The organism is Bacteroides sp. Marseille-P3684 (assembly GCF_900291465.1).
Classification (GTDB): domain Bacteria; phylum Bacteroidota; class Bacteroidia; order Bacteroidales; family Bacteroidaceae; genus Phocaeicola_A.
In genome coordinates this window covers 2,125,918-2,138,501 of sequence record NZ_LT985808.1, presented here as the reverse complement: position 1 = coordinate 2,138,501, position 12,584 = coordinate 2,125,918, and the positions used below count along the sequence as shown (strand labels likewise).

At 46.9% G+C, this 12,584-nt stretch carries 11 protein-coding genes and 1 CRISPR repeat array (1 of these 12 running past the window's edge); of the genes, 9 read left to right on the top strand and 2 right to left on the bottom strand.

Annotated elements, in window-relative coordinates; all coding sequences use genetic code 11:
* Nucleotides 1-940: 940 nt before the first annotated feature.
* Nucleotides 941-1,546, bottom strand: coding sequence for a riboflavin synthase (locus tag C8275_RS08305; protein WP_022384695.1), 606 nt, complete (start codon nt 1,544-1,546; stop codon nt 941-943).
* A 214-nt stretch (nt 1,547-1,760) separates the two neighbouring features.
* On the opposite strand from C8275_RS08305, the gene C8275_RS08300 reads away from it, so the two are divergent.
* The 7 genes from C8275_RS08300 to rlmH all read left to right on the top strand — a co-directional run bounded on the left by C8275_RS08300 (nt 1,761) and on the right by rlmH (nt 8,930).
* The gene (locus C8275_RS08300) at nt 1,761-3,110 is read left to right on the top strand and encodes a TolC family protein (RefSeq protein WP_106484787.1); all 1,350 of its coding nucleotides are present in this window, start codon (nt 1,761-1,763) and stop codon (nt 3,108-3,110) included.
* A 22-nt stretch (nt 3,111-3,132) separates the two neighbouring features.
* On the top strand, nt 3,133-4,365 hold the full coding sequence (locus tag C8275_RS08295; protein ID WP_106484786.1) for an efflux RND transporter periplasmic adaptor subunit: 1,233 nt from the start codon (nt 3,133-3,135) through the stop codon (nt 4,363-4,365).
* Between the two features lie 2 nt (nt 4,366-4,367).
* The gene (locus C8275_RS08290) at nt 4,368-5,114 is read left to right on the top strand and encodes an ABC transporter ATP-binding protein (protein WP_106484785.1); all 747 of its coding nucleotides are present in this window, start codon (nt 4,368-4,370) and stop codon (nt 5,112-5,114) included.
* Between the two features lie 26 nt (nt 5,115-5,140).
* Nucleotides 5,141-6,361, top strand: coding sequence for an ABC transporter permease (locus C8275_RS08285; protein WP_022384699.1), 1,221 nt, complete (start codon nt 5,141-5,143; stop codon nt 6,359-6,361).
* Nucleotides 6,362-6,450: 89 nt separating this feature from the next.
* A complete protein-coding gene (locus tag C8275_RS08280; RefSeq protein WP_106484784.1) occupies nt 6,451-7,539 on the top strand; it encodes a sensor histidine kinase in 1,089 nt (362 codons plus the stop codon).
* Nucleotides 7,540-7,542: 3 nt separating this feature from the next.
* The gene (locus C8275_RS08275; protein ID WP_106484783.1) at nt 7,543-8,283 is read left to right on the top strand and encodes a LytTR family DNA-binding domain-containing protein; all 741 of its coding nucleotides are present in this window, start codon (nt 7,543-7,545) and stop codon (nt 8,281-8,283) included.
* A 173-nt stretch (nt 8,284-8,456) separates the two neighbouring features.
* Nucleotides 8,457-8,930: a 23S rRNA (pseudouridine(1915)-N(3))-methyltransferase RlmH gene (rlmH, locus tag C8275_RS08270; RefSeq protein WP_106625772.1), complete on the top strand. Its 474-nt coding sequence runs from the start codon at nt 8,457-8,459 to the stop codon at nt 8,928-8,930.
* A 79-nt stretch (nt 8,931-9,009) separates the two neighbouring features.
* Here the strand turns inward: rlmH and C8275_RS08265 are convergent, their stop codons facing one another.
* On the bottom strand, nt 9,010-10,470 hold the full coding sequence (locus C8275_RS08265) for an aminoacyl-histidine dipeptidase (protein WP_106484782.1): 1,461 nt from the start codon (nt 10,468-10,470) through the stop codon (nt 9,010-9,012).
* 155 nt (nt 10,471-10,625) lie between these two features.
* Between C8275_RS08265 and C8275_RS08260 the strand changes: the two genes are divergently transcribed.
* Both C8275_RS08260 and C8275_RS08255 read left to right on the top strand, forming a co-directional pair.
* A complete protein-coding gene (locus tag C8275_RS08260; RefSeq protein WP_106484781.1) occupies nt 10,626-10,856 on the top strand; it encodes a hypothetical protein in 231 nt (76 codons plus the stop codon).
* A 32-nt stretch (nt 10,857-10,888) separates the two neighbouring features.
* On the top strand, nt 10,889-11,491 hold the full coding sequence (locus tag C8275_RS08255; protein ID WP_022384705.1) for an OmpH family outer membrane protein: 603 nt from the start codon (nt 10,889-10,891) through the stop codon (nt 11,489-11,491).
* Nucleotides 11,492-12,072: 581 nt separating this feature from the next.
* Nucleotides 12,073-12,584: direct repeats of the CRISPR family, unit length 34 nt; unit sequence GTTGTGATTTGCTTCTAAATTACTACCTTTGAGC; it runs 446 nt beyond the window's last position.

The following is a 12,584-nucleotide window of genomic DNA, read 5'->3' as shown; positions in this document are numbered from 1 at the left end:
TTCGTATTTACCGACCTCTCACACCACCGTACGTGCCGTTCGGCATACGGCGGTTTCGAGCTTTCTCATCTTGCGATGTGTGGCAAGTTGTTTTCAGCTATACCATTGAGTAACGTCACTTCTATCCTATTGTCGGATTCCGTCCTATCGTTTGAATAGAGAGTTCCTTTCGGACATCTGACTACAAAAGACTCGCAGGGTAGCAGTCATTTACTTTTGCACTGCTCGATTCTGCCCTTCCCCGTAGGCACACGTGCCTTAGGTACTATGGCATCTGCTGACTTCTCACGATAAGCTTTACTCCGTACTTTTCATAAGACATTCTGTACGTCCGTGAGACCTCCTCGAATAAGAGCGTTGTCTTTCAATCTTATACCTGCTTCATTTACACCCAACCATTCCGAATAGCTATGGGATTTTGATTTGTGATGTAATCTTATCCATGGTTAAATGCCTTGTATGAAGTTTCTGTTCGTCAGGTCAGATATTTGCCGACGGCTTCCTTCAGATTTCACCTCGCGGTGAGCACCCTTACCTTGAGCTATGTAATTCCCGCTATTAGGGCTTACTCGGGACTTGCACCCGTTAGACAACACTCATGTCGAGCGTACATCAACAAGAGGGTGTGTCGCAACGAGTGACGCACCCTCTTTGTATATAAGAAGGAAGGTATGCTTTTAACGCCCCTTCGGGTATTTGCGTTTCACTGGATAAACACAAGTCTTCGACCTGCCAAACACAAGAGTTTGACCTGTCAAACCAATTAGTTTGATAGAGATAAGTATTATACTTAGACCACCTAAGTATTATACTTAGCTTGCCAAAGTATTATACTTAGGCCTGTCAAACTACTATGTTTGTCAAGTCAAACTAATGTGTTTGATGAGTCAAGCTAATGTGTTTGGCAGATCAAACACTTGTGTTTCATCCGTCGGACAATCTATTTTGACAGCTGCATGATACGGCTGATGTATTTTCCCAAAATATCAAATTCGATATTCACAACACTACCCACATGAATGGTGTGGAAGTTCGTATGCTCATAGGTATAGGGAATGATAGCAACCTGAAATGTATCCTCAGTAGGATTGCACACAGTCAGACTGACTCCATTAACGGTCACTGAACCTTTATCTACCGTCAGGTATCCCCGCTTTGCCATCTCACGGTCAAACGCATATTTAAACGTATAATACCAACTGCCATCAGCATCCTGAACATCCACACATTCGGCAGTCATATCAACATGTCCTTGGACAATATGCCCGTCAAGACGGCCGTTCATCAACATACTGCGTTCCACATTTACTTTATCGCCAACTTTCAGCATACCTATATTTGAACGTTCAATGGTCTCACGCATGGCTGTCACAGTATAAGTCCCGTCTTGAATCTTCACAACTGTCAGACATACTCCATTATGAGAGATGCTTTGGTCAATCTTCAGTTCATCCACAAACGAACAACGGAGGGTGAGATGCAGGTTTTCCTGGTCTTTCTCGATGCGAACCACTTCTGCATATTCTTCTACAATTCCTGAGAACATAATTATTCCTTTCTTATTAAGGTTAATATTCAAATCCGGAGACAAAGGTACGTAATGTTCCTGACGCAAAGAAACACTGAAAGAGACTATGCGACAATTTTATCGGGAAAATGCAACGATTAAACGACAAAAATGAAGGATAAATCTATTTTAATTGCATCGCATCATATTCCCTACTACCTTTGTATAGAGAAAATCTTAAAAGACAAACAGAATGAAACAAGGAATCGTATATGCAATCGCCGCCTTTGCCATCACTTCACCATGGGGCGTCTTTGCCCAAGAGGTAAAGACATGGACATTGAACGACTGCATCCGCTATGCTTTGGAACAGAACATCCAACTGCAACAGAACAGGCTCTCACTGGAAGAAAGCAAAGTGGATGTAAAGACTGCCAAAGCAGCACTCTTCCCCAGCTTATCGTTCAGCACCGGACACAACATGACGAACCGTCCTTACCAGGAGACCAGCAGCATGGTCAGCGGAACTGAAATTATCAGCAGTTCCAACAAGACCTCCTACACCGGCAGCTATGGTCTCAATGCCCAATGGACCGTGTGGAATGGTGGACAGCGCCTGAACACCATCAAGCAACAGAAGCTGAATAAAGAGACCGCCGAACTGACTGTCAACGAACAAGAGAACACCTTGCAGGAAGAAATCACCAAGCTCTATGTGCAAATACTCTATGCAGACGAATCTGTTCGCATCAATGAAGGGACACTGGAGCTGAGCAAGGCACAATACGAGCGTGGCAAGGAATTGCTGGCTGCCGGCGATATCTCCAAGAGCGAACTCGCCCAACTGGAATCCCAAGTAAGCAATGACAACTACCAACTTGTAACCGCACAGACTTCGCTGGAGAACTACAAACTTCAGCTGAAACAATTACTGGAGCTGGACGGTGACAGGGATTTTACACTTGCCATCCCGGAACTGGACGAAACAAACGTGCTCTCCCCGCTCCCTGCCAAGGCTGACATCTACAACACCGCCTTGGCGCTCCGTCCGGAAATACAAAGCAGCCGTCTCAACATCCAGTCGGCAGATTTGAGCATCAGCATGGCGAAAGCAGGATACCTGCCCAACGTCAGCCTGACAGCCGGTATCGGCACCAATCACACCACAGGAAGCGACTTTACCTTCTCCGAACAGGTGAAACGCGGATGGAACAACTCCATTGGACTGTCCGTCAGCTTACCCATCTTCAGCAACCGGGAAACAAAAAGTGCTGTGGAGAAAGCCAAGATACAACGCGAAAGCCGGCAACTCGACCTGACCAATGCACAAAAGGAACTCTACCGCACCATCGAGACCATGTGGCTCGATGCCTCAAGTGCCCAACAACAGTTTGTAGCAGCTGATGCAAAGCTGAAGAGTAGCCAAAGCAGCTATGAACTGGTGAACGAACAATTCAAGCTCGGCATGAAGAACACGGTAGAACTACTCACCGAGAAGAACAACCTGATGAGCGCCCAACAAGAACGTGTACAGGCTAAGTATATGGCTATCCTGAACCGTGTATTGCTGGAGTTCTATGCAGGCAACCAAATTGAAATCTAAACAAAACAACCTCACAAGCGATATGAACAACAAACAAAAGCTCATTGCCGGAATCATTGCCGTGGCAGTCGTTGCCGGAGGCGGATACTGGCTCTTTGGAGGATCCAAAAAGAAAACCATGGTTACGTTCGCCACCACCCAGGTGAAAAAAGGCGACATCAGCAGTTCCATCACCGCTACGGGCAACATTGAACCTGTAACTGAAGTGGAAGTAGGTACGCAAGTATCAGGAATCATCGACAAAATCTATGTAGACTACAACTCTGTAGTAAAGGAAGGGCAAATCATTGCCGAAATGGATAAAGTCACCTTGCAAAACGAACTGGAGTCCGCCAAAGGTTCTTACGACGGAGCCAAAGCTGAATTCGAATACCAGGAACGTAACTATAAACGTAACCTGCAACTCCATGAAAAAGGCCTTATCAGCGACAAAGAGTACGAAGAGAACCTCTACAACTACCAACGTGCCAAAAGCAGCTATGAGAGTAGCCGTGCTGCCTACAATAAAGCACAACGTAACTTGTCGTATGCCATCATTACTTCACCCATCAATGGCGTAGTGACCAGCCGTGACGTAGAAGAAGGTCAGACTGTGGCATCCGGCTTCGAAACTCCTACCCTCTTCACCATTGCTGCCGACTTGACCAAGATGCAGGTCGTCGCTGATGTCGACGAAGCTGACATAGGCGGAGTGCAGAATGGGCAACGCGTAAGCTTCACGGTGGATGCCTATCCCGAAGATACGTTTGAAGGACGAGTGGCACAAATCCGTTTGGGTAGCAGCAAAAGCAGTTCCAGCTCCAGTGCAGCCAGCACGAGCGAAACAGTGGTAACGTATGAAGTCGTCATCACCGCCGACAATCCGGATCTGAAACTGAAACCGCGCCTGACAGCCAATGTCACCATCTATACACTCGACAAGAAAGGAGTTCTCTGCGTGCCGAGCAAGGCCTTGCGCTTCACCCCGGAACCACCGATGCTGGGAGAGGAAGATGTTGTGAACGACTGCGAAGGGGAACACAAGGTATGGACCTACGAGAACCATGTCTTCCAGGCACATCCCGTAACCATCGGACTGAGTAACGGCATCAATACGGAAATTCTGGGAGGCATCAGCGAAGGAACTACCATCGTCAGTGAAGCTGAGACCGGTTCACTGATGGGTGGAGAAGCAGTATCCGGGGAACAAGGCGAGAGAAGCCCGTTCATGCCGGGACCTCCTGACAGAAATAAAAAGAAAAACGAGAAAAAGTAATTATGGGTAAAACTGTCATCAGCATAGAAAATATCAAACGGAACTTCCAAGTGGGAGACGAGACTGTTCACGCATTGCGCGGTGTCTCGTTCTCCATCGAAGAAGGAGAGTTTGTCACCATCATGGGAACGTCGGGGTCCGGAAAGTCTACGTTGCTGAACACACTGGGCTGCCTGGATACCCCCACCAGCGGTGAATATTACCTTGACGGCATCTCTGTCCGACAAATGAGCAAAGCCGAACGAGCAATTCTGCGCAACCGGAAAATCGGATTTGTCTTTCAGAACTACAACCTGCTCCCGAAAACCACTGCTGTGGAGAATGTAGAACTCCCCCTGATGTACAATCCGGCCGTAAGTGCAACAGAACGCCGCAAACGTGCCATCGAAGCCTTGCAGCGTGTAGGTCTGGGCGACCGACTGGAACATAAATCCAATCAGATGTCAGGAGGACAAATGCAACGTGTAGCAATCGCTCGGGCATTGGTCAACAATCCGGCAGTGATTTTGGCAGACGAGGCAACCGGAAACCTGGATACCCGCACCTCCTTCGAAATTCTGGTATTGTTTCAGGAATTGCATGCGGCAGGACGTACCATCATCTTCGTTACTCACAACCCTGAAATAGCCCAGTACAGCAGTCGGAATATCCGTCTGCGAGACGGACACATCATTGAAGACGTGGTGAATGCCAATGTCCTCTCAGCTAAACAGGCGTTGGCAGAATTGCCCCGGAATGATGAAGACTGACAAACTCATAAACAACAAAACATAGTATGAATGTTAGCAACTTATTTAAGATAGCCCTGCGAGCCTTGGCCAACAACAAGCTCCGAGCCTTCCTGACCATGCTTGGCATCATCATCGGCGTGGCATCCGTTATCACAATGATTGCCATCGGTCAAGGTTCAAAGAAGAGCATCCAGGCACAAATCTCCGAAATGGGCTCAAATATGATTATGATTCATCCGGGAGGTGAGATGCGTGGCGGTGTCCGTCGCGACGCTTCGGAAATGCAGACGTTAAAGCTGGAGAACTATGAGACTCTGCGCAATGAGTGCACCTATCTCTCCGCCATCAGCCCGAACGTGTCAGCTTCCGGACAACTCATTCATGGTTCAGAGAACTACCCCTCCTCCGTCAACGGTGCCAGCATCGACTACCTGAAGATACGCCAGCTCACCGTAGAGCAGGGAGAGATGTTCACAGAAAATGACATACGCACCTCTGCCAAAGTGTGCATCATTGGAAAAACCATTGTCGACAATCTGTTCCCTGACGGAAGCGATCCTGTGGGACAAGTCATACGTTTCAACCAGGTTCCCTTCCGGGTGGTCGGAGTCTTGAAGTCAAAAGGCTACAACTCGATGGGTATGGACCAGGATGATATCGTCATCGCTCCCTATACCACTGTGATGAAGCGATTGCTTGCCGTCACCTATCTGCAAGGCATCTATGCTTCAGCACTGACAGAGGACATGACCGAGTATGCCACCGATGAAATCGGAAAGATTTTACGTCGGGAACACAAACTGCGCGATACGGATGAAGATGACTTTACCATCCGAACTCAACAGGAACTCAGCCAGATGCTCAACACGACCACTGACTTGATGACAACCCTGCTGGCTTGCATCGCCGGAATCTCACTTATCGTAGGTGGTATCGGCATCATGAACATCATGTACGTCTCGGTAACCGAACGTACCCGGGAAATCGGCTTGCGCATGTCAGTCGGAGCACGGGGAGTTGACATTCTGAGCCAATTCCTTATCGAAGCCATCCTGATCAGCATTACAGGCGGACTCATCGGCGTCATCATCGGATGTGGTGCCAGCTGGGTTGTCAAGTTCGTGGCACATTGGCCCGTCTTCATCCAGCCTTGGAGCGTCCTGCTGAGCTTTGCAGTCTGCACCATAACAGGCATTTTCTTCGGATGGTATCCTGCACAGAAGGCTGCCAATCTGGACCCGATCGAGGCTTTACGGTACGAATAAAACTCCCGGTTCAAGAAAGCACAGTATCTCCAGTCCGGTACTTCTCCCAAAGTACCGGACTGGTTAAACGGAAAGAGTAACAATACACTATGAAACACGATTCTACTCCCAAAACAGCCCACTTGGCTATCTACATACATATCATCGCATGGGTGTTGCTTTTCACCTTTCCGCTACTGATGGAAGACCATTCGGAGGGTATACGGTGGAATGAATATTTCCGTCGCCTCTCCATCCCAGTCTCATTCTTCATCATCTTCTATGCAAATTATTGGCTGCTGGTACCCAAGTTCCTTCTGAAAAAAGAACGGTCACGCTACCTGCTCTACAATGTTTTGCTCATTGCTGTGTTACTGGTATTCTTCCATCTGTTCTATTTCCCTTATCTTCAGGATTGTTTCTTTGGGAAAGATACAAAGGTTGAGCCATTTGCCAGCTTTCACCATCCACCTCGTTGGGCTTTTCTCATCAAAGACTGTGTCATGTACATCTTCATGGCAGGACTGGGCACGGTCATCCGCCTGAGCATGCAGTGGCAAAAAGCAGAAACGGCACGGCAAGAGGCAGAGCAAAGCCGCATGGAAGCCGAGCTCAACAACTTGCGTAACCAGCTGAATCCTCACTTCCTGCTCAACACACTGAACAACATCTATGCCCTCATTGCATTCGATACAGACAAGGCACAGCAAGCCGTTCAGGATTTGTCTAAACTTTTGAGACATGTACTCTATGAAAACCGGGGAACCTTTGTACCTTTGTGTAAAGAGATAGACTTCATACACAACTACATCGAGCTGATGCGTATCCGTCTGGTGAAAGGAGTCAGTCTGGTCATTAACATCGAAGTGGCGAAAGACAGCCAGACACCCATAGCCCCACTCATCTTCATCTCACTCATCGAAAATGCCTTCAAGCATGGAATCAGTCCGACTGAACCGAGTTTCATCAGCATCACCATCAGTGAACGGGAAGGACAAGTGGTCTGTGAGATTGCCAACAGCAACCATCCGAAAAACCGTTCGGACAAAAGTGGAAGTGGCATCGGGCTCGAACAGGTGAAAAAACGTCTGGAGTTGCTTTATCCGGGACGCTATGAATGGCGGAAGGGTGTCAACGCGGACGGAAGTGTCTATACCTCTCTGCTGGCCATTAATACATATCCCAATAAAACCATGTAAACTATGAATCTGTCGTGTGCAATTGTCGATGATGAACCGTTGGCTCTGGACCTGCTGGAAACCTATGTCAACAAAACTCCGTTTCTGCAACTCCGGGGTAAATATTCCAGTGCAGTGGTTGCAATGAAAGGACTGCAAGAGAATCCGGTAGACCTGCTGTTTCTGGACATACAGATGCCCGAACTGAACGGACTGGAGTTCTCACAGATGGTAGTGCCCGAAACACGCATCATCTTCACAACGGCATTCAGCCAGTATGCGCTGGACAGCTACCGGGTCAATGCGTTGGATTACTTGCTGAAGCCTATCAGCTACAAAGAGTTTCTCGAAGCGTCCAACAAGGCATTGGCATGGTTTGAGATGAAAGAGGCGTCGCAGAATGCTGCAAACGGACATGGAGAAGGCACGGATAACGGTGATGTATTCATTTACGTGAAGAGCGACTACAAGCTCATACAGATTCGTCTGGATGACATTCTCTACATCGAAGGACTGAAAGACTACGTAAAGATTTACCTGGAGCATGAACCTCGTCCTATCTTATCCCTCATGAGCCTGAAATCGGTAGAAGAGCATCTTCCCTCTTCCCGTTTCTTACGTGTACATCGTTCCTACATCGTGCAGAAAAGTAAAATCCGCCTCATTGACCGCGGACGAATCGTATTTGGAAAGGAATACATCCCCATCTCGGACAGCTACAAACAAGAACTGCAAAGCTACCTGAACAACAAGACGATCCAATAACGCACCATACACTCTCTCTATATTTAAGAAGGAAGGGACTCGTGTCATACAGCGGTATGACCAACGGGCCCCATTTCATGAAAATTACATGTCCGGGTACAAGCACGACAACCCATATTGACATTCCGGACCAATTGCCCTATCTTTGCAACCTGAACCAACCGAAGAATCCGATGAAAACCGTATTATTGGTCGTAGGAAAGACTGTAGAAAAGCATTACATTGCTGCCATTAACGACTATGTAGAACGTACCAAACACTATATATCGTTTGACATGGAAGTAATTCCGGAACTGAAAAACACCAAGAAGCTTTCCATGGAACAACAAAAAGAAAAAGAAGGCGAACTCATCCTGAAAGCCCTCCAGCCGGGTGATGTCATCGTATTACTCGATGAGGGTGGAAAGGAATTCCGCTCCGTAGAGTTCGCATCATGGATGGAACGGAAGCTGAATACGGTCAACAGACGGCTGGTATTCATTATCGGTGGTCCTTACGGCTTTTCATCCGATGTTTATCAGGCAGCTCATGAGAAAGTTTCCCTCTCGAAGATGACCTTCTCTCATCAGATGGTACGCCTGGTCTTTGTCGAACAGCTTTATCGCGCCATGAATATTCTCAACGGAGGTCCTTATCATCACGAGTAACCGGACAGACATAAAACAAGGGCACTCCTTGTGACTATTCACAAATCATGCCCTCGCTTTACAAATTCTGTTTCATGCCTTATGCCTTGAGCGGGATACGCTGGAGGACAGCCAACAGATGGCGCCAGAACTTATCTACCGTCGGGATGAGCATCCGCTCATCAGGAGAGTGAACCCCTCTCAAAGTCGGACCGAACGAAACCATATCCAGAGACGGATATTTCTCCAGGAACAGGCCGCATTCCAATCCGGCATGGATTGCCTTCACCTTTGGCTCTACACCAAACAGTTCCTTATAGGTATCTACTGCAATCTGGAGAATTTCAGACTGTGTATTCGGTTTCCAACCCGGATATCCCTCACCGACATCTACACGCGCACCAGCCAGTTCAAACACGGACTGAATGCTGTCTGCCACATTTTTGCGAGCTGACAGGATGGAACTGCGCTGGCTACTCGTCACAATGACTTTATGATCACGCACCTTGATGGAAGCCAGATTCGAAGATGTTTCTACCAGTCCCGGAATATCCTGACTCATGGCAAAGACTCCATTGAACACTCCTTGCACAGCTGCCAGGAACCTTGTCACTACCTGGCGCTCGATAGCCTCAGCATGATAAGTCTCCGAATCCAACTTGAATTTCATGTTTTTCTCCGTAGCGGCATATTCCTCCTCTACTTCGGCTGCAAAAATATTCCAATCTACCCGGATATCTTCCTTGTGCTCCATCGGTATGGCGCAAAGGGCATGGGCCTCACGTGGAATGGCATTGTGGAGGTTGCCACCGTCAATATCCAACAAATAGAAATCATACTTACGGTTAGTCTGATAAAGGAAGCGACCCAGCAGCTTGTTGGCATTCGCACGCATCTTATTGATGTCATCTCCGGAATGTCCACCGGTCAGCCCCTCAACAGCCAGCCGGAAGCAAAAGAAATCAGCGGGAACAGTTACGGGTTGATAATCAAACTCAACCAATGTACGTACGCCACCGGCACAACCAATAAACAGTTCACCTTCGTCTTCTGAGTCAAGATTCAGCAGGATGTCACCGTCCATGAAACCTTTCTCCAATGCAAAAGCGCCAGTCAATCCAGTCTCTTCATCTACGGTAAACAGGCATTCAATCGGTCCATGCTTCACATCATCGGCTGCCAGAATAGCCAGTTCCGTAGCTACTCCAATGCCGTTGTCTGCTCCCAAAGTAGTCCCCTTGGCACGCAACCATTCTCCATCCACGTAAGTTTCGATAGGATCCTTTTCAAAATCATGCCGTGTCTCCTTATTCTTCTCACACACCATATCAATGTGCGATTGAAGAATCACCGTTTTACGGTTCTCAAACCCCGGAGTAGCCGGTTTCTTTATCAACACATTACCAGCCTTATCGACTTTTGTTTCCAACCCATGCTTTTCCCCGAAATCCTTCAGGAAAGCAATCATCTTCTCTTCTTTCTTTGACGGACGAGGTATCTTACAAACCTCTGCAAAGTAATGGAATACACATTCCGGTTGTAGTTTCGTTTGATGTTCCATCGTTAAAGTCTCCTTTTTATCGTGTATAATTAGTCTATCTCCGCTAATTTTGGTTAAATCAAAATATCCTTTCCGAGCCCTCTCTCATTTTTTAAGTAAAAAGAGCTGTGAGAGTGAGCGCAAAACTATATCTTTGCAGCACAAATTTAGAAGAAATGCTTGAAACAATCCTCATATCCGTGTTAATAGTTGCTATTTGCATCGCGTTGCTGGCTTTGCAAATCATCGTGAAAAAGAACGGGAAATTTCCCAATACACACGTCAGTGGCAATCCGGCAATGAGAAAAAGAGGTGTACACTGTGTGCAATCTCAGGACCGTGAAGCCAGACTCAACCGCCCCGGCATACGCGAAAGCCTGCACACGTCGGTATCCAGCAATGAATAATCGTTTTATAAACTGTATAGAAACAGATAAGTATGAAAAAAAGAAACTTTATCGTGAGTGGGCTTTCAGCTTTGGCCATCATGGTTGCTTTTACACAATGTGATGGGAACAAAGCTGCCAACACGACAAGCGACAACTCGACTCCCGCGGGAAGCGTATCTGACTTAAAAATAGCCTATGTTGAAATCGACAGCTTGCTGAACAACTACAATCTTTGTAAGGACCTGAATGAGGCTATGATAAAGAAGCAGGAGAATGTAGAGGTAACCCTGAAAGAGAAAATGAAGAGCCTTGACAACGAAATGCGCGATTTTGAACGTAAATATCAAAATCATGTATTCACTCCGGAAAGAGCACAACAGGAGCAGAACCGTCTGATTAAGAAACGTCAGGACCTCGAAGCACTCCATCAGCGTCTGATGGGAGAGCTCCAACAGGAAAGCGACAAGAACAATATCCAATTGCGTGATTCCATCAATGCTTATCTGAAAGAATACAACAAGACCAAAGGATATAATCTGATTATCAATAATGCCGGCTTCAATAACCTGCTGTATGCAGATCCAGCCCTGAATATCACACAGGAAGTCATTGACGGATTGAACAAGCGTTATACTCCGGCAAAAGCAGAGTAATCACATTCAAATTCTTACTGAGTGACACTGTCCAAAATTTTGTGTAAATGGAAACAGGATTCAGCTGTAAGTTTTTTCTTATATCTGGATCCTGTTTTCAAACATAAGCATAAATTGATTCATAATCAATCCCCAGTTTGATAATAGACATTGTCCAATTCTTTTTAAGATATCGAACTTTTCTTTTGTAATTGACGAAAAAAAAGAAGGTGCATCACTTATTACGACACACCTTCCTCATCCTTGCAACTCGTGCGCCCTATCTTAACAGGTAACGCACGGCATAGCTGTCAATACTCTCAAGTATCTCCTCGTGGTTGTGGTTCGTGTTCGTCTCCAACAGCGACGTCCGTTAAAGCTCTCTCCACTCAGTCCGTCAGAGCCTTATAGAGCCGATGGCTGAGGTCGAAGGCTGCATCGTGCCCGCCCTATGTCCAGTCGGTCACCAGGTGGATGGTGACGATGCCTCTGCCGCGTTGGCTGCCGCCCTGGAACGGAGCTCACTCGATCTTCCCGAACTCTAATTGTACTTTTGAGCTATCAGAGACAGCTTTTGTCAATCATGCTGTTGCGCGCTTCTAGTTGTGATTTGCTTCTAAATTACTACCTTTGAGCTATCAGAGACAGCACGCAGTCAAAATCGGACGTGTTGCGGATGGTTGTGATTTGCTTCTAAATTACTACCTTTGAGCTATCAGAGACAGCTGGAACTCATAATTCCACATGGAGGATTTAGTTGTGATTTGCTTCTAAATTACTACCTTTGAGCCATCAGAGACAGCCATAAATGTTTTATCCATTCTTCATGGGTCGTTGTGATTTGCTTCTAAATTACTACCTTTGAGCCATCAGAGACAGCGGTCAGACCGTTGACGACTTCCTCGACGCCGTTGTGATTTGCTTCTAAATTACTACCTTTGAGCCATCAGAGACAGCACGAGGACTACGAGAAGCGCATCCGCCGGAGTTGTGATTTGCTTCTAAATTACTACCTTTGAGCCATCAGAGACAGCCAACGATTATGACGGCTACCGTAAGAGGCTGTTGTGATTTGCTTCTAAATTACTACCTTTGAGCCATCAGAGACAGCATC